Origin of the sequence: Azospirillum brasilense, from assembly GCF_022023855.1 — a bacterium.
Classification (GTDB): Bacteria; Pseudomonadota; Alphaproteobacteria; order Azospirillales; family Azospirillaceae; genus Azospirillum; species Azospirillum brasilense_F.
This window is the reverse complement of record NZ_CP059452.1, coordinates 345,291-365,167: the sequence shown is the minus strand read 5'-3', so window position 1 is coordinate 365,167 and position 19,877 is coordinate 345,291. Positions and strand designations below refer to the sequence as shown.

At 69.1% G+C, this 19,877-nt stretch carries 20 protein-coding genes; 3 read left to right on the top strand and 17 right to left on the bottom strand.

Annotated elements, in window-relative coordinates:
* Positions 1-31: 31 nt before the first annotated feature.
* The 10 genes from H1Q64_RS28160 to H1Q64_RS28115 form a co-directional block, all read right to left on the bottom strand.
* On the bottom strand, positions 32-271 hold the full coding sequence (locus H1Q64_RS28160; RefSeq protein ID WP_237907701.1) for a hypothetical protein: 240 nt from the start codon (positions 269-271) through the stop codon (positions 32-34).
* The gene (locus H1Q64_RS28155) at positions 271-2,457 is read right to left on the bottom strand and encodes a chemotaxis protein CheW (RefSeq protein WP_237907700.1); all 2,187 of its coding nucleotides are present in this window, start codon (positions 2,455-2,457) and stop codon (positions 271-273) included. The genes H1Q64_RS28160 and H1Q64_RS28155 overlap by 1 nt, the downstream gene beginning before the upstream one ends.
* Entirely contained in the window at positions 2,454-2,852 is a 399-nt protein-coding gene (locus H1Q64_RS28150; protein ID WP_237907699.1) for a response regulator, read from the bottom strand. The genes H1Q64_RS28155 and H1Q64_RS28150 overlap by 4 nt, the downstream gene beginning before the upstream one ends.
* 12 nt (positions 2,853-2,864) lie before the next feature.
* Complete coding sequence (locus H1Q64_RS28145; RefSeq protein WP_237907698.1) at positions 2,865-3,725, bottom strand: CheR family methyltransferase; 861 nt, start codon at positions 3,723-3,725, stop codon at positions 2,865-2,867.
* A complete protein-coding gene (locus H1Q64_RS28140; protein ID WP_237907697.1) occupies positions 3,726-4,343 on the bottom strand; it encodes a HEAT repeat domain-containing protein in 618 nt (205 codons plus the stop codon).
* 22 nt (positions 4,344-4,365) lie between these two features.
* Positions 4,366-5,469 carry a chemotaxis-specific protein-glutamate methyltransferase CheB gene (cheB, locus tag H1Q64_RS28135; RefSeq protein ID WP_237907696.1) on the bottom strand — a complete coding sequence of 368 codons (1,104 nt, stop codon included), beginning with the start codon at positions 5,467-5,469 and terminating at the stop codon, positions 4,366-4,368.
* 18 nt (positions 5,470-5,487) lie between these two features.
* Complete coding sequence (locus H1Q64_RS28130) at positions 5,488-7,047, bottom strand: chemotaxis protein CheW (protein WP_237907695.1); 1,560 nt, start codon at positions 7,045-7,047, stop codon at positions 5,488-5,490.
* A 22-nt stretch (positions 7,048-7,069) separates the two neighbouring features.
* Complete coding sequence (locus H1Q64_RS28125) at positions 7,070-9,043, bottom strand: methyl-accepting chemotaxis protein (protein WP_237907694.1); 1,974 nt, start codon at positions 9,041-9,043, stop codon at positions 7,070-7,072.
* Between the two features lie 89 nt (positions 9,044-9,132).
* Complete coding sequence (locus H1Q64_RS28120; RefSeq protein WP_237907693.1) at positions 9,133-9,771, bottom strand: chemotaxis protein CheC; 639 nt, start codon at positions 9,769-9,771, stop codon at positions 9,133-9,135.
* Positions 9,772-9,813: 42 nt separating this feature from the next.
* The gene (locus tag H1Q64_RS28115; RefSeq protein ID WP_237907692.1) at positions 9,814-10,221 is read right to left on the bottom strand and encodes a response regulator transcription factor; all 408 of its coding nucleotides are present in this window, start codon (positions 10,219-10,221) and stop codon (positions 9,814-9,816) included.
* Between the two features lie 198 nt (positions 10,222-10,419).
* Between H1Q64_RS28115 and H1Q64_RS28110 the strand changes: the two genes are divergently transcribed.
* Together H1Q64_RS28110 and H1Q64_RS28105 are read left to right on the top strand one after the other, a co-directional pair.
* Positions 10,420-11,046, top strand: a complete 627-nt coding sequence (locus H1Q64_RS28110; RefSeq protein ID WP_237907691.1) for a MarC family protein — start codon at positions 10,420-10,422, stop codon at positions 11,044-11,046.
* A gap of 22 nt (positions 11,047-11,068) precedes the next feature.
* A complete protein-coding gene (locus tag H1Q64_RS28105) occupies positions 11,069-11,932 on the top strand; it encodes an aldose 1-epimerase family protein (protein ID WP_237907690.1) in 864 nt (287 codons plus the stop codon).
* 15 nt (positions 11,933-11,947) lie between these two features.
* On the opposite strand, the gene gltA is transcribed toward H1Q64_RS28105, so the two are convergent.
* Both gltA and H1Q64_RS28095 read right to left on the bottom strand, forming a co-directional pair.
* The gene (gene gltA / locus H1Q64_RS28100; RefSeq protein WP_237907689.1) at positions 11,948-13,288 is read right to left on the bottom strand and encodes a citrate synthase; all 1,341 of its coding nucleotides are present in this window, start codon (positions 13,286-13,288) and stop codon (positions 11,948-11,950) included.
* Between the two features lie 123 nt (positions 13,289-13,411).
* On the bottom strand, positions 13,412-13,879 hold the full coding sequence (locus H1Q64_RS28095) for a flavodoxin family protein (RefSeq protein ID WP_237907688.1): 468 nt from the start codon (positions 13,877-13,879) through the stop codon (positions 13,412-13,414).
* 49 nt (positions 13,880-13,928) lie between these two features.
* Between H1Q64_RS28095 and H1Q64_RS28090 the strand changes: the two genes are divergently transcribed.
* Complete coding sequence (locus H1Q64_RS28090; RefSeq protein WP_237907687.1) at positions 13,929-14,510, top strand: AAA family ATPase; 582 nt, start codon at positions 13,929-13,931, stop codon at positions 14,508-14,510.
* On the opposite strand, the gene H1Q64_RS28085 is transcribed toward H1Q64_RS28090, so the two are convergent.
* From H1Q64_RS28085 to H1Q64_RS28065, 5 genes are all read right to left on the bottom strand, one after another.
* A complete protein-coding gene (locus H1Q64_RS28085) occupies positions 14,500-15,273 on the bottom strand; it encodes an SDR family NAD(P)-dependent oxidoreductase (protein ID WP_237907686.1) in 774 nt (257 codons plus the stop codon). The two genes, H1Q64_RS28090 and H1Q64_RS28085, sit on opposite strands and share 11 nt — an antisense overlap.
* A 12-nt stretch (positions 15,274-15,285) precedes the next feature.
* Positions 15,286-16,791: a glycerol kinase GlpK gene (gene glpK, locus H1Q64_RS28080; protein WP_237907685.1), complete on the bottom strand. Its 1,506-nt coding sequence runs from the start codon at positions 16,789-16,791 to the stop codon at positions 15,286-15,288.
* Between the two features lie 153 nt (positions 16,792-16,944).
* On the bottom strand, positions 16,945-18,699 hold the full coding sequence (locus tag H1Q64_RS28075; RefSeq protein ID WP_237907684.1) for an ABC transporter substrate-binding protein: 1,755 nt from the start codon (positions 18,697-18,699) through the stop codon (positions 16,945-16,947).
* 58 nt (positions 18,700-18,757) lie between these two features.
* The gene (locus H1Q64_RS28070; RefSeq protein ID WP_237907683.1) at positions 18,758-19,051 is read right to left on the bottom strand and encodes a DUF2160 domain-containing protein; all 294 of its coding nucleotides are present in this window, start codon (positions 19,049-19,051) and stop codon (positions 18,758-18,760) included.
* Positions 19,052-19,070: 19 nt separating this feature from the next.
* Positions 19,071-19,868, bottom strand: a complete 798-nt coding sequence (locus H1Q64_RS28065) for a carbohydrate ABC transporter permease (protein ID WP_237907682.1) — start codon at positions 19,866-19,868, stop codon at positions 19,071-19,073.
* Positions 19,869-19,877 lie beyond the last annotated feature (9 nt).

Sequence of the window (19,877 nt, the reverse complement as noted above, 5' to 3'; positions counted from 1 at the left end):
ACCGGCGCGGGAGGCGAAAGCGGTTCACGCGCTACCGCTTGCCCAGCACCGGCATCACCCAGCCCTTCAGGAAGGCGTCCTCCGGCGGCACTGCGATCGGCCTCCCCGCCGCCAGCAGCACCTGAAGCAACGCGGTGTGCAGCCCGGTGCAGGCACCGAGGTCCAGCCGGGGATCCTCCACTGCGCCCAGCCATTCGGCCAGCGGGATCGCTTCTTCCACGGTGCAGGCGCCCTCGAAACGGGCGGTGCGGTCCTCGAAACGGATGGGCATCACACCAGCTCCCGCAGGTTGAGGGCGAGCAGAAGGCGCCCGTCGCCGAGCACCGCCGTGCCGGCGTAGCCGCGCAGCCGGGCGAGCAGCCCGGTCATCGGTTTCAAGACCACGTCGGCGCGTTCCCGGAAGGCGTCCACGACCAACGCCACCGGCTGCCCGCCGAGATCCACCAGAAGCACCGCCTCCCCGCTCCGCACCCGCTCGTCCTCCGGCAGGTTGAGCAGGCGGCGCAGCCGCAGAAGCGGCACCACAGCGTCCTGAACGACCACGCTCTCCGCGTGCTTCATCCGGCGGATCGCGCCGTGGGGAATACGCTGCATCCCGGTCACCAGGGTCATCGGCAAGCCATAGAGCGCACCCGCCGTCTCCACCGTCACCAGCCGCGTCACCATCATCGTGAGCGGCAGGACGAGGCGGAAGCGGGTTCCGGAGCCGGGAGTCGAAGCGACCTCCACCCGCCCCCCCGCCTGCTCCACCGCGCTGCGCACGGCGTCCATCCCCACCCCGCGGCCCGACAGGTCCGACACGGTCTCCGAGGTGCTGACCCCCGGCAGGAAGATCAGGCGCAACGCCTCGGCGTCGGACAGGCCCGCCGCCTGCTCCGCGGTCAGGGCGCCCTGGGTCACCGCCTTGCGGCGCACGGCCGCCGCGTCGATGCCCGCCCCGTCGTCGGAGACCTCGACCACCACGCCGCCGCTGTCCTGGAAAGCCTGGACGCGGATGGCCGCAACCTCCGGCTTGCCGGCGGCACGACGGCGCTCCGGCGGCTCGACGCCATGGTCCAGCCCGTTGCGGACGAGGTGCAGCAGCGGCTCGCCCAGGATGTCGAGGATGTCCTTGTCCGCCTCCGTCTCGCCGCCGGAGACGTGCAGTTCGACCGGTTTGCCGAGCTGCCGCGCGGTGTCGCGGACCAGACGGGGCAGCGGGTCGAAGACGCGCGACAGGGGAAGCAGCCGCAACCGCAGCACCGCGTCCTGCAGGTCGCCCACGATGGAGTCGATGCGGTTGTGGGCCTCCTTGATGCTTTGGGCCAGAGCGTCGGCGCTCCGCCCCTCCTGTGCCTCGCGCGCGAGGTGGGGCAGACCTCCTTTGGCGACGACCAGTTCAGCGACCAGCGCCATCAGCCGGTCCATGCGTTCGGCATCGACCCGCAGCGCCCGCCGCGCCGGGGCGGCTGGAGCAGTGGGCGCCGCCGCAGCCGGGCCGTCGGCCAGGGACTCGATGCAAGGGATGAGCGCGTCCACCGGGCCTTCGGCGGCGCGATCCAGCGCCGCCCTCTCCGCGGCCCGCCCCTCGGCGGCGAGGATGTTGCGCACCGCCCGCAGCACCGCGGCCCGGCGGGCCGCCGTTTCCTCGTCGCTGCCCGGCAGGCGGAGGATGCGCGCCTGCTCCCGCAGCATGGCCGTGGCGAGGCTGGGCGGCGCAGCGGGGGATGCCGCCTCGGTCAGGGCGGGTATCGCGATCGTGGCGAGGGACACCTGATCGGGAGCGCCGCGGAACAGGCGTGTCAACTCGTCCTTCGGCGCGCCACTCAGCGCGCGGAAGCGCAGGGCACAGCGGTAGGGGTCGAGGTCGGTCAGCGCCGGCCACGCCCCGGTGGCCTCGATGCGCAGCAGCAGCAGGTCCGGGATGCGGCGGCACAGGTCCAGCGGATCATCCCCGGCGAAGAAGCAATCCTCCGCAGGGGCGTAGGCGATGGCGGTGACCCTGCGCCCGGCGGCCTTGGCCCGGTCGGCCTCCGGCAGTTCGTCCACCCAGGCGAATCCGGCCGGCGTGCCGCTGCCCGCACTCTCCGCCGTCCCGCCAAGGGCGGCGCGCAACCCCGCTTCCTGCGCCTGCGCGCGGGCATCGGCATCATCGGGAAGGGATTGGCTGTGCTCCAGCCCATCGACCCAGGCCGCGCCGATGTCCAGCAACGCCAGCAGCCGGTCGGCCAATTCGCCGCTCATGGCGGCGCGTCCGTCCCGAACCGCCATCAGGGCGTCTTCGCCGGCATGGACCATGCGGGTGAAGGGCGCCAGATCGAACAGGGCGGTGGCGCCCTTCAACGTGTGCAGCGCGCGGAACAGGTCATTGATCGGAGCCTTGTCGGTCGGGTCGCGCTCCAGCCGCAACAGCGCGGCGCCCGCCGCCTCCAGCAACTCCCGCGATTCCAGGACGAACTGCTCGAACAGCGCGCTCATGACCGTGCCTCTCGACCGGTGAGCAGGCGGGCGGCGGCCGTCAGGTCGGCAGGGCGCACCGGCTTCACGAAGTACCAGTTGGCGCCGGCGAGCAGTGCCTTCTCGCGGTCGCTGTCCTTGGATTCGGTGCTGATCATGATGGCCGGCACGTCCCGCAGGGTCTGCTCCTGGCGCAGGCGGCGCAGCATGGTGTAGCCGTCCATCTTCTGCATGTTGATGTCGACGATCAGCAGATCCGGCGTGGACGCCAGCGCATGCTCCAGCCCGTCGATCCCGTTCACCGCCTCGTCGACCCGAAAGCCGTCGGCCTCAAGAACCTGCCGGGTGTAGGCCCGGACGGTCACGGCGTCGTCCACCACGAGGACGCGGGGTTGCGGAATTGGTCGATCGGTCACCGGGCGGCCTCCTTAACTCTGGGGCTTCTGATAGAGGATGGCGTCGGGGAACCGGCGCGGCACGAAGAGGGAGGACATCCGGCTCATGCTCTCCGAATGGCCGAGGCAGATGAATCCGCAAGGCGACAGCGCGTCGTAGAACATCGACGTCGCCTCGCGCCGCCCCAGGTCATCGAAATAGATCAGCAAATTGCGGCAGAAGATGACGTCCATGCCACGGAAATTCGCCATCTGGCGCGGATCGGCGATGTTCACGAGCGAGAAATCGATGGAGTCCCGCAATTCCTCCATGATCTGCCAGCGCTGGTCGTCCAGACGGGTGAAGTATTTGGCAACGAGATCCCGCGGCATGGCCTGCAGCGACCGTTCCTCATAAATGCCTTCCTGTGCACGCTCAAGCACATGGCTGTCGATGTCGGAGGCGTAGAGTTCGATCTCGAATTCATCCACCCGGCTCCACCGCTCCAGCAGCGTGATCGCGATGGAATAGGGCTCCTCCCCGGTGGCGCAGCCGGCCGACCAGATGCGCACCCGGCTGCCCGGCTCACGCCCGCGTACCACCTCGTCCAGCGCCGCGTTCACCAAGCAGTCGAGCTGGTACATCTCGCGGAAGAAATAGGTCTCGTTCACCGTCATGCGGTTGACGAGAAGCTGCAACTCCTCCCCCGACGCCTGGAAGCGCAGCAGATTCAGGTATTGGCGGAAATGGTCGACGCCGACCGCCGCCATCCGCTCCGACACGCGGCGGTCGACGAAGTAACGTTTGGCCTCGGTGAAGGACAGGCCGGTGCGTTCCCGCAAGAACCGGCAGAAGGCGTCGTAATCCGCGGCGCTCAGGCCGGCGGCGTCCCCCTTGTCCGAAGGCAGGCTCATTCAGGCTCCGGAAAACAGGCGGCGCGCCGCGTCGACGGAAAAGGTGACGAAGGGGTCGTCCGGAAAACGTGCGCCGAGCCGCTCCACGACCGGCAGGGCCGCGGGATCGCCGCTTTCCATCAGCGCCTCCACCGCGGAAAGACAGACGTTGACGTGCGGGTCGCGGTCGATCACCCCGGCCAGCAGGTCCAGCCGGTCCGGATGCGGCAGCTTCCCGATGAGCTGGGCCGCGAAGATGCGCAGATCCGAATCCCCGGCCGTCAGCAGCGGGGCCACCTCCGGCATCACCACAGCGGCGGGCATCTGCTGAAGGCTTTCGATCACGCCATTGCGCAGCCCGACATCCTCGCTCGCCAGATGGGGCACCAGCGCCGCCGCGGCCGCAGCGGTGCCGGTACGGACCAGGGCGGTGAGAAGGGTTTCGCGGACGCTCGGGTCCTCCTCGCGCGCCAGCCTTGCGGACAAGGCGGGAACGGCGTCCGGACGTTCGCCGAGCGCGTGGGCGGCCCGTCGGCGTCGGGCCGGATCAGCGTCCTCCAGCCAAGTCAGCGGATCGCCGCCCTCCGCTGCGGTCGCAGGCGTCGCTTCGCCGTTCTTCCGTGCCTTCACCAGGGCCATGCCGACTCCTCCACCGCTCCAATCACACTCCCCCCCTCACCCACCGCGTCATCTGCTGGGCCACCCGGTCGGATGGCAGCACCATGTCGGCACCGCCGCGGCGGATCAGTTCTTGCGGCATGCCGAACACGACGGCGCTGGCTTCCGCCTCCGCAATGGTGCGCCCGCCCTGTCGGCGCAGCTCCGTCATCGAGGCCGCTCCATCCGACCCCATGCCCGTCAGGAGAACACCGATCAGCCGTGACGGCGCCACGGCGCGCAGAGCGCTCTCGACCAACCGATCCACGTTGGGATGCCAGCTCCGCCGTTCGTCCGCCGGGACGGGCTGGGCGCAGAGCCGTCCGCCGCGCCGGACGATCTGAAGATCGGCTCCGCCGCGCGCGATGCAAACCATACCCGGCTGGAGCGCTGTGGCCGTTGCGGCCTCCACCACCATCACGTCGGAAATGGTGTCGAGGCGGCGGGCCAGCGGCCCGGTGAAGCTGGCGGGCATGTGCTGGACCACCACCACCGGCCAGGGAAAATCCACCGGCAGAAGCGGCAGGATGTCTTCCAGCGTGCGCGGCCCGCCGGTGGACACGCCGATCAGCACCAGCCCCTCACCCGGCCCTTCGTCGCCATCCTCGTCGCCGTCGGCTACGGTCCGCGGCTTGGAAACGGGAGAGTCCGCCAGGAAGTCCGCCCCGGCGATGCGCTCGCGCGCCCGGCGCAGCCGTTCCCGCAGCCCCAGCACCCGACGCGGGCGCGACCCGGCGGCGGCGCGCACGGTGTCGACCAGCTCCTCGGCGATGCCGGCGATGGCGCCAATCCCCGACGGCTTGCGCACTGCCTCCACCGCCCCGAGCCTCAAGGCCTCCAACGTCACCTCCGCCCCGTCCGCGGTCAGGGCCGAGACCATCACCACCGGCTTCGGATGCTCGACCATGATGCGCTTCAGGCAGGCGAGGCCGTCCATGCCGGGCATCGTGACGTCCAAGGTCACCACGTCCGGATCGAAGGCGGGCAGCCGTTTCAGCGCCTCCGCCCCATCGGCGGCGGTTTCCACCTCGAAACCGGCGGACGAGAGAATATCGCCGATGCGCCGCCGCATCAGCGCCGAATCATCGACGACCAGAACCTTCAGCATGACGGGACCACCTTCCGATCAGACGGCGGCCAGTAAGTCGGCGAGCTGGTCCATATCCAGCAATTCCGCCGGGTCCATCAGCAGAATCATCCGCCGCTCCCCGGCACTCTCCAGCGCGCCGATGCGGCGGATCAGCCGATTCTGGGCCTGCGACACCACGGGAGCCGGCCCGATGGCGCCGTCCGGGATGTGGACGATCCCCGTCATGCCGTCCACCAGAAGCCCGGCGCGGGACGCCCCGGCGGCGATCACCACCACGCGGCTCCGGTCACCAGCGCCCCCTTGCCCTTCCGGCAGGCGCAGCAGGCGGCGCAGCGCGACCAGCGGCAGGACGGCGCCGCGCAGCGTGGTCACGCCGCTGACGAAGTCCGGCGCGTTGGGCAGCGGGGTCACGGCGTCGGGGACGCGCAGCACCTCCTGCACCGCCCCAACCGGCAGGCCGTATTCCGCACTGGCCAGCCGGAACACCACGAAGGCCTCCGCCCGCTCCGCCTCCATTGCCACAGCCGCCTCTCCCTCGCGTCCCTGAGCGCCACCGCCGAATCCAGCGGCCGACCCGGCGCCATCTCCCGCGCCATGACGGAACAGCCGTTCCGCCGACAGGACCGGGATCAGCCGCGCGCCGCCGTCCAGCCGCGCGATGCCGTCCATGTCCTCGAACTCCGCCTCCCGCGCCATCAGCGGCGGCACCGGGTCGATCCGTTCGCGGGGAACGCGCAGGATTTCCCGCACATCCTCCACCACCACACCGACCAGCCCCTCCGCCGTGCGCAGGACCGCCACCTTTCCGCGGCCCCCCCGATCCTTCTCCGCGTCGAGCCCGAACAGCTCCCTCAGCCCGACCAGGGGAAGCAACGCGTCGCGCAACGTCATCATGCCCAGAAGATGGGCGCGGGCGCGGGGAACGCGGGTCACCGCTTCAGGGACCGGAACGACTTCCCGCACCGCTGCCACCGGCAACGCGAACTCCTGCTCCGCAACGGTGAGGACGACGAGTTGTTCCTCGTCCTGAGGAGCCGCAGCGTTGCTTTTCAACTGGGCTGGGGCGCTGAAATCCGCGGCCCCTGCAGGGCTGCCGATCCGCCCGAGGTCGGCGAACTGCCGTTCGATCAGCGGACCGGGATCGAGGATCAGAGCTCCGTCCCGTCCGTCCGAGGCCAGAATGGCGCCAGCCAGGAGATCCGCGTCGATGGACGGATCGGGCGTCGCCCCGGAGTCGGCGATGCGGCCCTCGTCCACGGCGGACAGGCCCGACACACGGTCCACCAGCAGGCCGACCGGCTGTCCGTTGTGACGGAGAATCAGCAGCCGCGCCGCCTTCGTATCCCCATCGTCGGTTCCACCCTCCCTGGCCCCGGCCCCATCAAGGCCCAGGATCCGGCGCAGCCCGATGACCGGCAACACGGCGCCGTGCCGCCGGGCCAGCCCTTCCAGGCTGGGCGGTCCCAACGGGATGGGCACAAGCGCGGGCGGGCGCAGGATCTCCAGCACGCTGTCGAGCGGCAGGGCCAACCCCATGCCGCCGACCGTGAAGAGGACGAAGGAACGCGCGCCGTCTCGGCGGATGATCGCGGCCATGGGTCGTCTCCCCGCCGGCCGGTCAGCCGGCCCCTTGCAGTTCTTCGGCCATGGCGGCGATCTCCTCGATGGCGGCGGCCAGTTCCTCGGCGCCCTTGGCCTGCTCCCGCGCGGCCTTGGCCGCCTCGTTGGCGGAGCGGTTGGCCTGGTTGGCCGCCACGGCGACCTGTTCCACGCCCTTCTGCGCCTCCGCCACGGCGCGCTGCACCTCGCCGGCGTTCTCGACGATCTCACGGCTGCCGGAGGTCACGGTGCGCAGGTCGGCAATGGCCGCGGCGAGGCTGCCGGCAAACTCCTGGTGGCGCAGGGACTGGCGGGCCGTCTCGGTCCCGATGTCCTCGATGTCGCGGCGGACGCGCCCGATCTGATCCTGGATGGCGTGGACGATGTCCTTCACCCGCTCCACATTCTCCGAGCTGTCGCGGGCGAGGTTGCGGATGTCGTTGCTGACGACGGTGAAGCCGCGCCCGAACTCCCCGGCCCGCGCCGCCTCGATGGAGCCGCTGACCGCCAGCATGCCGGTCTGAATGGCGATGATCGAGATCGCGTCGACCACCTTGTCGATGCGCCGCCCGATCTGCTCCATGGCGCCGATCCGCTCCACCGTGCGGCGGCTGGCGGCCACCGCCTCACCCACCCCGGCGGTCAGGGCGCCCACCATGTCCTGCGTCTCGGACAGCAGCGCCTCCAGCCCGACGCAGCGCTGAAGCGCATCCTCGGCGCGGTTGTGGCTGAGCCGGGCGCTGGCCTCGATCTCCGCGATGGCGCTGCTCGACTGGTGGGTCGCCGCCCCCTGAGCCTGGGCGCCGCGGGAGATCTGGGTGATCGCCGCCATGATCTGGGCGGCGGCGCGGTTGATCTCCTCGATGGCGGCGGAGAGCTGCTCGGCGGCGGAGGCGAGATCACCGGCGGCGCGATGGACGTCGGTGCTGCCGGTGAGCTCGTCGGCGAGGTCGGACAGCTGGCCGGCGGCCTGCTCGCTCTGGGCGAGCGCCTTGGCCTGCTCGCCGACCGTCTTCAGCGCCTCCTCGCTCGCCGCCGCCTGCTCCTCCGCGGCGGAGGCGACGCTTTCGGCACCGCGCTGCGCCTCACGTCCGGCCGAATCGGCCTCCAACGCAGCCTTGATGGTCTCCTGGGAGCCGCGGGCGATGTCACCCATGCCGTCGCGCACCCGATCGAGCTGGGTGGCGATCTGGCGCCCCCGCTCCACCTCGGTCTTGGACGCGTCGGCGCCGGCCACGATGCTCTCCGCGATGGCGCCCACCGCCTTCTGGATCTCCGCGACCATGCGGTTGATCTCGTTGGCGGAGCGTTCGGAGCGCTCGGCCAGAGCCTGCACCTCGTCGGCCACGACGGCGAAGCCGCGCCCGGCGTCACCCGCACGGGCGGCCTCGATGGCGGCGTTCAGCGCCAGGAGGTTGGTCTGGTCGGCCATGACCGCCACCCCTTCGACGATGGCGCCGATCTCCGCCGCCTGCCGCTCCAGGTCGCTAACCAGTGCGACGGCGGCCTCCTGCCGCGCAGCGGCGCGGACCAGGCCATCGACGGAGGTTAGGATCTGGGCGCTGACATCCTTCATCAGCGCCTGCAGCGCCTCGATCCGCGACAGCGAGGCTTCGGCGTTGCCACGCGCCCGCCCGATCAGGCTGGCGCTGCGGTCGATCATCCGCTGCGACTGCTGGGTGGCGCTCGCCGCCTCCTCCGCGCCAGCGGCCACCTGCTCCATCGCCTTGCGCAGTTCCTCGGCGGCGGCGGCGGCCTGGGTCACGCCGCTGGCAAGCTCGTTCGACGCGGCGGCGATGCCCTCCGCCGCCTTGCGCCGCCGGTTTCCGGCGCGGGCGCGCCGTCGCACCTCCGCCGCGCGACGGGTCGAGAGGCCGTTGTCGGGCGGAGCGGGAAGACCGGCGTCATTGGGAAGCGCCACCGCGTCCTCGCCGGTGTCCGCGTCGCGGGAGGCGCTCGCCGTGTCGATCCGCTTCTTCTTGACCAAGGCCATGATCCAAACCCCCTACCCCGTGAGCCCGTGTTTCCCTATCGGGGACTCGTGTTGATTGGCGTGTGATGATTGCCGGTTGTTGCCCGCCCTCAGGCCAGCACCCGGCCGATGTAGCGCCCGATGGCCGCCTTCAACTCCACCGCCGATCCAGCATCGAGCGCCAGGACGACCGTCCCCTCGACATCGTGGGGCGGTGTGCGGAAGGTGACGTGGAGCAGGATGGCCTGCGCCTCCGCCGTCAGGGCGACGCCGCAGCGCTCCAGGAGGTCGTCCCCCACGCCGCGCAAGACCTGCGGCAGGGTGGTGCCGACCGCGACGCCCAGCAGATTCCCCATGGAGGACAGGCAGCTGTTCAGCACGATGTTGCCGACCTCGGCCAGCGCCTCCTCCACCAGCTCCGCCGCGTCCTCCTTGGGGACGCCGGGCGGCAGCGCGGCCGCGGCCAGCGGCAGGCCGCTGCGTTCCGGCATCAGCAGGATGGCCGAACCGAGAAAGGCGCCGGACAGGCACTCGGTCACCGCGATCAGCTCCCCCGGCATCGCCGACTGAAGCAGGCCGCACACCCGGTCGCCGGGGACGAGGCTGACCATCGGCACGGAAATCACCACCGGCCCGCCGATCATCCGGCTAAGCGCCGTGGATGCCCGGCCGACGCCGATGTTGCCCAGCTCCGTCAGCGCGTCGCGTTCCAGCTCGTCCAGACCAAAGCCGTTTGGGTCAATGCCCATAGGGGTCGGGTCCATCGGCGCGCGCCGGCCGGACCGTGCCGGTCAACCGGCGTCCCCGCCAGCTGCATCGCTGGACGAAGGACGGCGCGGCAGGCTGGAGGCGGCCAGGAAGCGGGCCATCTGCTCCTCTTCCAGCGGCTTGGGCATGAAGGCGGCGCCCAGCGCGCGGATGCCGGACACCACCGAATCCTGGGCGTTGGCCGTGATGATGGCGACACGGATGTCCGGCTTCGCCTGCAGCAGTCGGGCGGCGGCCTCCAGGCCGTTGTCGCCGGGCATATTGAAGTCGATTATGGCGATATGGATATCACTTTCGTCGAGTTTTCCATAAAGCTCAGCGCTGTTCGCCGCCTCGATGACCGTCCAATCCGGCTTGTTCCGAAGTATTATGCCGCGGACATGCATGCGGGACAGCTTGCTGTCGTCCACGACGATTACGGTCTTGCTCAACGCCTGTGCTCCGGGAGGGGAGAAAATTTGAATTGTGAAACGATTATAGCCACCGGCACGCCACGCGCCAGCATGGATTGCAGTTCACATTCACCGTTTTTTTTTACGCCGGTCCCGGCGCGCCTACCCTTGGCCGCCCGCGGTGGCTTTGCTAACAGAAGGTGGGTCAACAGGGTCATGCCGTCCGGGGTTCCGTCCGTGGAAGATTTCATCAGCGCGCTCGTGGTGTTTCTCGTCGTGGTCGATCCGATCGGGCTGGTTCCGATCTATCTCGGCCTCACCCGCGGCTTCGACAGCCGGCGCAAGCGCACCATCGCCCTGCGCGGTCCGCTGATCAGCTTCGCCATCATCGTCTTCTTCGCCTATCTGGGCGAGTTGGTGCTGAGCGCCCTGTCCATCGGCATGCCGGCCTTCCGCATCGCCGGCGGTGCGCTGCTGTTCTGGATCGCTTTCGAAATGCTGTTCCAGCGCCGGGCCGAGCGCAAGGAGCGCACCGCCGACGACGCCCGGACGGAGGAGGAGGCCCACGATCTCGCCGTCTTCCCGCTGGCGATTCCGCTGATCGCCGGGCCGGGCGCCATCACCTCCACGCTGTTGCTGATGGACCGCTACGGCGCGACTCTGGGCGGCCAGGGCATGGTGCTGGGCGCCGCCGCGGTCGCCGTGGGCAGCGTCATGGCGCTGCTGGTCGTTGCCGATCTGGTGAACAAGCTGCTCGGCCGCACGGTGATCCACACGGTCAGCCGTGTTCTGGGCATCGTCCTGGCGGCGCTGGCCGCCCAGACGATCATCGAAGGCATCACCGCGGTCTATCCGCCCCACTGATCTCCACAAAGGACGTCGTCTCATGGACCGGCACACGCTCAGCAACGGACGCCTCGGCGCCGCGATCAAGGCCGATGGGGCGGAGTTGTGCTCCCTGACCCTCGACGGGCGGGAACTGCTTTGGCAGGCCGGTCCGGAGTGGCCGCGCCACGCGCCGGTGCTGTTCCCGATCGTCGGCCGGCTGAAGGACGACACGCTGCGCCACAGAGGGCAGACCTACCGCATGACGCAGCACGGCTTCGCCCGCGACCGTCGCTTCGCCTGGAAGGAGCACACGGCGTCCCTCTGCCGCCTGTTGCTGTCCGACGACGCGCAGACCCGTGCGATCTATCCCTTCGCCTTCCGTTTGGAGCTGATCTTCGAGCTGGACGCGGAAGGGCTGACCATCCGCCACCGCATCACCAATCCGGGCGATGAGACGATGCCTGCCTCGCTCGGTGTGCATCCGGCCTTTCTCTGGCCGTTGCAGGACAACGTTCCAAAGGAGGCGCACGAGCTTCTGTTCGAAACCGACGAGCCCGAACCGATCCGCCGCGTCGATGGCGGCCTGCTGTCGCCCCATCCGGAGCCGACGCCCATCGAGGGCCGCCGCCTGCCGCTGAGCGAGGGTTTGTTCACGCGGGACGCGGTGATCCTCGACCGGCCGGCCAGCCGTTCCGTCCGCTACGGCGCGCCCGGCACCCCGACCCTCACCATGTCCTGGGAGGGGTTCCGGGAAGTGGGCATCTGGTCGAAGCCGACCGGCGCGCCCTTCCTGTGCATCGAGCCCTGGCACGGCCACGCCTCCCCGGCGGACTTCGACGGGGAGTTCGCGGACAAGCCGGGGCTGCTGCATCTCGCCCCCGGCGCGACGCGGGAGCTGAGCTACCGCATCGCCGTGGGGTAAGGGTCCGGCGTTCCGTCAGCCGCGCTTGTTCAGCGGAACGAAGGCGCGGCCCGGATTGCCGGTGTAGAGCTGGCGGGGACGCCCAATCTTCTGCTGCGGGTCCTCGATCATCTCCTGCCACTGGGAAATCCAGCCGACGGTACGGGCCAGCGCGAACAACACGGTGAACATGCTGGTCGGGAAGCCCATCGCCTTGAGGATGATGCCCGAGTAGAAGTCGACGTTCGGATACAGCTTCTTCTCGACGAAGTAGGGGTCCTCCAGCGCGATCTTCTCCAGCTCCATCGCGATGGCGAGGTGCGGCTCATCCTTGATGCCCAGCACGTCCAGAACCTCGTAGCAGGTCTGGCGCATGATCTTGGCGCGCGGGTCGTAGTTCTTGTAGACCCGGTGTCCGAAGCCCATCAGGCGGAAGGGATCGTTCTTGTCCTTGGCGCGCTTGATGAATTCGGGGATGCGCTCGACCGAGCCGATCTCCTCCAGCATCAGCAGCACGGCCTCGTTGGCGCCGCCATGGGCCGGACCCCACAGCGCCGCGATGCCCGAGGCGATACAGGCGAAGGGATTGGCGTGCGACGAGCCGGCCAGACGCACGGTGGAGGTCGAGGCGTTCTGCTCGTGGTCCGCGTGCAGGATGAAGATCTTGTCCATGGCGCGGGCCAGGACCGGATCGACCTTCCAGGTCTCGCACGGCGTCCCGAAGGTCATGTAGAGAAAGTTTTCCGCGTAGCTGAGGTCGTTGCGCGGATACATGAAGGGCTGGCCGACCGAATACTTGTAGGCCATGGCGGCCATCGTCGGCATCTTGGCGATCAGCCGGTGCGCGGCGATCATCCGCTGGCGCGGGTCGAGAATATCCGTCGAGTCGTGGTAGAAGGCCGACAGCGCGCCGGTCACGCCGCACATCACCGCCATGGGGTGGGCGTCGCGGCGGAACCCGCTGTAGAAGCGGCTCAACTGCTCGTGCACCATGGTGTGGTAGGTGATGGTGCGCTCGAAATCCTCCTTCTGCTGCGGATTCGGCAGCTCGCCGCGCAGCAGCAGGTGGCAGACCTCCAGGTAATCGCAGTTCTCCGCCAGATCCTGGATGGCGTAGCCGCGGTGCAGGAGGATGCCTTCGTCGCCGTCGATGTAGGTGATCGCCGACTCGCAGCTCGCCGTGGAGGTGAAGCCGGGATCGAAGGTGAAATAGCCGGTTTCCGCGTAGAGCTTGCGCACGTCGATGGCGCGCGGGCCGGTTTCGCCTTCCAGCAGCGGCAGCTTGACGGTTTTTCCGGTCGTGTCGTCGGTAACCGTGATGGTCCCGACCTGTTTGACCTCGCCGCGCCAGACCGGCCGGCCCTTGCTGCTCTCCATCGGCCCCTCCTTATGCACGCGTCATCGGGCGTGACGCTGTTTCGTTGCACGTAGGAGACTGTATGAATGGGGGGTGTCGTCAATAGCACTCCCGATAGATGCCACTCCGCCGGGCATAGGCCGTCAGAAGATCCCCGCCTCCAGCCCGGCGGCCATCAGCAGCCCCAGCTCCGCGCAGGAGGCCGCGAAATCGTCGCGGTACGGGCCGCGGCAGACCAGCGGGTCCTGGACCGGACGCCAGCGCAGCCCCGTCGCGATGGAGGCGACGGCGCGGCAGGTGCCCGTCCCGTCATGGCCCGCCCGGACGAACAGCGCGTAGGGCAGCCCCTGCGTGCGCTCCAGGCAGGGATAATAGCTGCGGTCGAAGAAATCCTTGAGCGCCCCGCTCATGTATCCCAGATTCTCGGTCGTGCCGAGGATCACGCCCTGCGACTCCAGCACATCCTCCGGCCCGGCCTCCAGCGGCGGTTTCGCCACCACCTCCACCCCCTGCACCTCCGGCGAACGCGCCCCGCGCAGTACGGCATCCAGCAGTGCCCGCGTGTTGGGCGACGGGCAGTGGGCGACGACGAGGAGGCGTTTGGGCGGCATGATTCGTCCTTTCCACGGCGACTGTACCAACAACACAGGATGACGTCCCATGAGTGAAGACGCGCGCCGCTTCGTCGTCGTCACGGGTGGCCCGGGCTCCGGAAAAAGCACCCTGATCGACGCGCTGGCCCGCGAAGGCTACGCCCACAGCGTGGAGGCGGGCCGCGCCATCATCCAGGACCAGACGGCCATCGGCGGTCCGGCGCTGCCCTGGATCGACCCGCCGGCCTTCGCGGAATTGATGCTGTGCTGGGAACTGCGCTCCCTCCGCCTCGCGCGGGAGCAGGAGGGGACGGTCTTCCTCGACCGCGGCATCCCGGACGTCATCGGCTATCTGCGCCTGATGAAGCGTCCGGTGCCCGCGCATCTGGAAACGGCGGCCCGCCGCTTCCGCTATCACCGGACCGTTTTCATAGCGCCGCCCTGGCCGGAGATTTTCGCGCCGGACGCCGAGCGTCGGCAGACCCTGGCCGAAGCCGCAGCGACCCACGACGCCATGGTCGCAACCTACAGCGGGCTGGGTTACGAGCTGGTCGCACTGCCCAAGGCGCCGGTGGCGGAGCGGTTGCGCTTCGTCCTGGACCGGCTTGGCGAACCGGGGCCGCTCACGCCCGCCCCGCTCACGCCATGAGCTGACCGCCGTTCACCTCGATCACCTGCCCGGTGATGTAGCCGCTGAGCGCCTCGGAGGCCAGGAACAGATAGGCGCCGACGCAATCCTCCGCCGTGCCCAGCCGGCCCAGCGGGATGCGCGCTGCCGTCGCCGCCAGCTTCTCCGGCGAGGAGTAGCGCTGGTGGAAATCGGTGTCGATGGTGCCGGGCGAGACGGCGTTGACGCGGATGCGGTCCGGCGCCAGCTCCGCCGCCAGGGAGCGGGTGAAGGTCGAGACGAAGGCCTTTGACGCGCTGTAGATCGAGGAGCCGGGGCTGCCCCCGGTGCGGGCTGAGATCGACACCGTGTTGACGATGGCCCCGCCCCCCGCGGCGCGCAGGGCTGGCAGGGCGCGCCGGCAGGCCACGACGACGGAGCGCAGGTTGAGGTCGATCACCTCGTCCAGGAAATCGTCGCCGATCCGTTCCAGCGGCACCCGCCCGACCATGGTGCCGGCGTTGTTGACGAGGATGTCCAAACCGCCCAGCGCCTGCACCGCCGCGTCCACCGCCGCCTCCACGGCGCGCGGGTCGCGGAAGTCGCCATGGACCGCATAGACCTCCGTCCCGCCCGCCGTGAGGGCGAGCGCCAGCCTCGCCGCGGCATCGCTGCCGCCCGACCCGTGGAGCGCCACCCGCGCGCCCAGGCTGGCGAAGGCGGTGCCCACCGCCGCCCCGATGCCACGGCTGCTTCCGGTCACCAGCACGCGCTTGCCGCGCAGATCCTCGCCCAACAGAGTCATGGCCCCTATCCCTCAGCGTTCGCGGCGCACGCGGCGCACGGCGTCCAGCCATCCCTCGTACAGGCGGGCGCGCTTGGCCGCGTCCATTCGCGGCTCGAACCGGCGGTCGCAGCGCCAGGCGCCGGCCAACGCCGCCTGATTGCGATAGACTCCCGCCTTCAGCCCGGCCAGCCCGGCAGCGCCCAGCGCAGTCGTCTCGATCACCGCCGGGCGTTCCACCGGCAGGTCCAGCACATCGGCAAGGAACTGGCACAGCCAGTCGTTCGCCGCCATGCCGCCGTCCACCCGCAGCGCGTCGGAGGTCGCCTTGTGCGAGGCCGACCAGTCGGAGATCATGGCGTCACGCAGGTCGCGCGTCTGGAAGGCCACGGCCTCCAGCGCGGCGCGGGCGATGTGGGCCGGGCCGGCGTCCAGCGTCAGGCCGAAGACGGCGGCACGGGCCTCGGGGTCCCAATGGGGAGCGCCCAGGCCCACGAAGGCCGGCACCAGATAGACGCCGTGGCTGTCCGGTATGCGGGTCGCCATGTCGTCGGTCTGGGAGGCGTGGGTGATGATCCCCAGCCCGTCGCGCAGCCACTTGATGGCCGCCCCGGCGATGAAGATGGAACCCTCCAACGCGTAGGTCGTCCGCCCGTCCAGCCGATAGGCGACGGTGGTCAGCATGTTGGAACGCGATTCCACCGGCTCGTCGCCGGTGTTCAGCAGGGCGAAGCAGCCGGTGCCGTAGGTGGACTTCACCATGCCCGGCTCGAAGCAGGCCTGCCCGAAGGTGGCCGCCTGCTGGTCGCCGGCGATGCCGGTGATCGGGATGGCGCGGCCCAGCAGGTCCGGCTCCGTCGCGCCGAACTCGGCGCTGCTGTCCAGCACCTCCGGCATCATGGCGCGGGGGATGCGGAACAGGGCGAGAAGCTCGTCGTCCCAGTCCTGGCGATGAATGTCGAAGACCATGCTGCGCGAGGCGTTGGTCGCGTCGGTGGCGTGCACCCGCCCGCCGGTCAGCCGGTGCAGCAGGAAGCTGTCGATGGTTCCGAAGCACAGCTCACCCCGCTCCGCCCGCTCCCGCGCGCCGGGGACATGGTCGAGAATCCAGGCGATCTTGGTGGCGGAGAAGTAGGAGTCGATCAGCAGACCGGTCTTGCGCCGCACCAGCGGCCCGCAGCCCTCCTCCACCAGCTTGCGGCAGAGGTCGGCGGTGCGGCGGTCCTGCCAGACGATGGCGCGGTGCACCGGCTCGCCCGTGCGGCGATCCCAGACGACGGTGGTTTCGCGCTGGTTGGTGATGCCGATGGCGGCGATGTCGGACGCATTCAGCCCGGCCTCGTCCACGGCGCCCCGCATCACCGCCACGGTGTCGCGCCAGATGTCCTCCGGATCGTGCTCCACCCAGCCGTCGTTCGGATAATGCTGCGCGAACTCGCGCCGGGCCACCCCGGCGGGAACGCCCTGCCGGTCGAAGACGATGGCGCGGGTGGAGGTGGTGCCCTGATCGATGGCGAGGACGTGGCCGGCTTCAGACATGGTCTTTCCTATGGTCTCGTTCGTTCCCTCTCCCCTCTGGGGAGAGGGTTGGGGTGAGGGGGTTGCGCTTATGCCGGACGTGCCGCCACGCACATCCCCCTCACCCTCCCCTCTCCCAGAGGGGAGAGGGTTATTTTGTGGGCTATTATACCGTCACTGCGCCATCGCGGCCTTCTTCGGCGGCGACGCCGGCCAGGACTTGATGAGCTGGTCGTAGTCCACCGTCTCACCCTTCGGCTTCTCGTTGGACAGCTTGCGCTGCGGCGCGGTGGTGCCGTCCTTCTCGGCCTTGGCGAACCAGAACTCCGCCGACTCCTTCTTGTTCAGCTTCGGCCCGCATTCGCCCTGCACGCCCGACCGCTCCAGACGCTCCATCACCGAGTCCTGGGCCGCGGCCAACGCGTCCATGGCCGCCTGCGGGGTCTTCGCGCCGGAGGAGGCGTCGCCGATGTTCTGCCACCAGAGCTGCGCCAGCTTCGGGTAGTCCGGCACGTTCACGCCGGTCGGCGTCCACTGCACGCGCGCGGGGGAGCGGTAGAACTCGACCAGCCCGCCCAGCTTCGGCGCGCGCTCGGTGAAGCTCTTGTCCCAGATGTCGCTTTCCCGGATGAAGGTCAGCCCGACATGGCTCTTCTTCAGGCTGACCGACTTCGCCATGGTGAACTGGGCGTAGAGCCACGCCGCCTTGCGGCGGTCCACCGGGGTGGATTTCAGCAGGGTCCAGGACCCGGCGTCCTGGTAGCCCAGCTTCATTCCGTCCTTCCAATAGGCGCCCTTGGGCGACGGGGCCATGCGCCATTTCGGGGTGCCGTCGGCGTTCACCACCGGCAGGCCGTCCTTCACCATGTCGGCGGTGAAGGCGGTGTACCAGAACATCTGCTGCGCGACGTTGCCCTGGGCCGGCACCGGGCCGGATTCGGAGAAGGTCATACCCGCGGCCTGCGGCGGCGCGTACTTCTTCAGCCACTCCACGTATTTGGTGACCGAGTAGACGGCGGCCGGGCCGTTGGTGTCGCCGCCCCGCTCGATGGAGGAGCCGACCGGGCTGCAGCCCTCCATGCGGATGCCCCACTCGTCCACCGGCTTGCCGTTGGGCAGGCCCTTGTCGCCGTTGCCGGCCATCGACAGCCACGCGTCGGTGAAGCGCCAGCCCAGCGACGGGTCCTTCTTGCCGTAGTCCATGTGGCCGTAGACCTTGACGCCGTCGATCTCCTTCACGTCGTTGGTGAAGAACTCAGCGATGTCCTCATAGGCCGACCAGTTGACCGGGACGCCCAGCTCGTAGCCGTACTTGGCCTTGAACTTCGCCTTGATGTCCGGGTTGGTGAACCAGTCGTAGCGGAACCAGTAGAGGTTGGCGAACTGCTGGTCGGGGAGCTGGTAGAGCTTGCCGTCCGGCGCCGTGGTGAAGGACTTACCGATGAAGTCGTTCACGTCCAGCGTCGGCAGGGTCACGTCCTTGCCCTCCCCCTCCATCCAGTCGGTGAGGGGAACCACCTGCTTGTAGCGGAAATGGGTGCCGATCAGGTCGCTGTCGTTGATCCAGGCGTCGTAGATGTTCTTGCCGGACTGCATCTGCGTCTGGATCTTCTCGACCACGTCGCCTTCCTGGATTAGGTCGTGGCGCAGCTTGATGCCGGTGATCTCGCTGAAGGCCTTGGCGAGCGTCCGGGCTTCGTACTCATGGGTGGTGATGGTCTCGGAGACGACGTTGATCTCCATGCCGGCGAAGGGCTTGGCGGCGTCGATGAACCACTGCATTTCCTTCAGCTGATCCTCCTTCGACAGGGTCGAAGGCTGGAACTCGCTGTCGATCCAGCGCTTGGCCGCCTCGATATCGGCGAAGGCCGGGGCCGATGACAGAAGAAGCGCCGCCGCGGATGCGGAGGCGAGATACAGGGTACGCATCGTTTATTCCTCCCGTTTCCATTGTTATAGGCCCGTTCCGGCCGACACAGGCCGGCCGTCACACCCAGCGGAAGACCGCCGCGGCGTAGAGAAGCGAAAGCGCCGTCGCGTAGTGCACCTCCCCGCCCACCAGCCCCAGCCAGGCGAGGTGGATGAAGGCGCTGCCGAGCAGCGTGATGAACAGCCGGTCGCCGCGCGTCGTGGTGATCCCCAACACGCCGGGGCGCGCCACCTCCGGCCGGTTGAGCGCCAGGACGGTGAGCAGGGTCAGCAGCCCGGCGATGACGGCGAAGAAGGCGCCGGTCTGCCAGGTCCAGGCCATCCAGGCCAGATGTTCGGTGACGATGTCCATGGCGGCGTCCTCCCTCCCGTCAGACGCGGCCCAGGGCGAAGCCCTTGGCGATGTAGTTGCGCACGAACCAGATCACCAGCGCGCCGGGCAGGATGGTCAGCACCCCCGCCGCCGCCAGCAGCCCCCAATCCATGCCGGAGGCCGAGACGGTGCGCGTCATTGTCGCCGCGATGGGCTTGGCGTCCACTGAGGTCAGCGTGCGCGCCAGCAGCAGCTCGACCCAGCTGAACATGAAGCAGAAGAAGGCGGTGACGCCGATCCCGCTGGCCACCAGCGGCATGAAGATCTTCACGAAGAAACGCGGAAAGCTGTAGCCGTCGAGATAGGCGGTTTCGTCGATCTCCCGCGGTACCCCGGACATGAAGCCCTCCAGGATCCACACCGCCAGCGGCACATTGAACAGGCAGTGGGCCAGCGCCACGGCGAGTGGCGTGTCGAACAGCCCGATGGCCGAATAGAGGTTGAAGAAGGGCAGCGCGAAGACCGCCGCCGGGGCCATGCGGTTGGACAGCAGCCAGAAGAACAGATGCTTGTCGCCCACGAAGCGGTAGCGCGAGAAGGCGTAGGCCGCCGGCAGGGCCAGCGCGATCGACAGCACCGTGTTCAGCGCCACATACTGCAGCGAGTTCAGATAGCCCGAGTACCAGGACGAATCGGTGAAGATTCGCTGGTAATTCTCGAAGGTCAAAGTATGGGGCCACAGCGTCAGGCCGCTGACGATCTCGGTGTTCGTCTTCAGGCTCATGTTCACGAGCCAGTAGATCGGCAGCATCAGGAACAGGATGTAGAGCGTGAGGACGATCCGTGCGCGCAGCATGGCCCGTTT

Excerpts from the sequence above, each read along its gene's own strand:
- H1Q64_RS28090 (WP_237907687.1), top strand. The coding sequence starts at position 13,929 with ATGAGTGAAGACGCGCGCCGCTTCGTCGTCGTCACGGGTGGCCCGGGC.
- H1Q64_RS28075 (WP_237907684.1), bottom strand. The coding sequence starts at position 18,699 with ATGCGTACCCTGTATCTCGCCTCCGCATCCGCGGCGGCGCTTCTTCTG.
- H1Q64_RS28095 (WP_237907688.1), bottom strand. The coding sequence starts at position 13,879 with ATGCCGCCCAAACGCCTCCTCGTCGTCGCCCACTGCCCGTCGCCCAAC.
- H1Q64_RS28160 (WP_237907701.1), bottom strand. The coding sequence starts at position 271 with ATGCCCATCCGTTTCGAGGACCGCACCGCCCGTTTCGAGGGCGCCTGC.
- H1Q64_RS28085 (WP_237907686.1), bottom strand. The coding sequence starts at position 15,273 with ATGACTCTGTTGGGCGAGGATCTGCGCGGCAAGCGCGTGCTGGTGACC.
- H1Q64_RS28155 (WP_237907700.1), bottom strand. The coding sequence starts at position 2,457 with ATGAGCGCGCTGTTCGAGCAGTTCGTCCTGGAATCGCGGGAGTTGCTG.
- H1Q64_RS28145 (WP_237907698.1), bottom strand. The coding sequence starts at position 3,725 with ATGAGCCTGCCTTCGGACAAGGGGGACGCCGCCGGCCTGAGCGCCGCG.
- gltA (WP_237907689.1), bottom strand. The coding sequence starts at position 13,288 with ATGGAGAGCAGCAAGGGCCGGCCGGTCTGGCGCGGCGAGGTCAAACAG.
- cheB (WP_237907696.1), bottom strand. The coding sequence starts at position 5,469 with ATGCTGAAGGTTCTGGTCGTCGATGATTCGGCGCTGATGCGGCGGCGC.
- H1Q64_RS28130 (WP_237907695.1), bottom strand. The coding sequence starts at position 7,047 with ATGGCCGCGATCATCCGCCGAGACGGCGCGCGTTCCTTCGTCCTCTTC.
- H1Q64_RS28105 (WP_237907690.1), top strand. The coding sequence starts at position 11,069 with ATGGACCGGCACACGCTCAGCAACGGACGCCTCGGCGCCGCGATCAAG.
- H1Q64_RS28125 (WP_237907694.1), bottom strand. The coding sequence starts at position 9,043 with ATGGCCTTGGTCAAGAAGAAGCGGATCGACACGGCGAGCGCCTCCCGC.
- H1Q64_RS28070 (WP_237907683.1), bottom strand. The coding sequence starts at position 19,051 with ATGGACATCGTCACCGAACATCTGGCCTGGATGGCCTGGACCTGGCAG.
- H1Q64_RS28140 (WP_237907697.1), bottom strand. The coding sequence starts at position 4,343 with ATGGCCCTGGTGAAGGCACGGAAGAACGGCGAAGCGACGCCTGCGACC.
- H1Q64_RS28120 (WP_237907693.1), bottom strand. The coding sequence starts at position 9,771 with ATGGGCATTGACCCAAACGGCTTTGGTCTGGACGAGCTGGAACGCGAC.
- glpK (WP_237907685.1), bottom strand. The coding sequence starts at position 16,791 with ATGTCTGAAGCCGGCCACGTCCTCGCCATCGATCAGGGCACCACCTCC.
- H1Q64_RS28065 (WP_237907682.1), bottom strand. The coding sequence starts at position 19,868 with ATGCTGCGCGCACGGATCGTCCTCACGCTCTACATCCTGTTCCTGATG.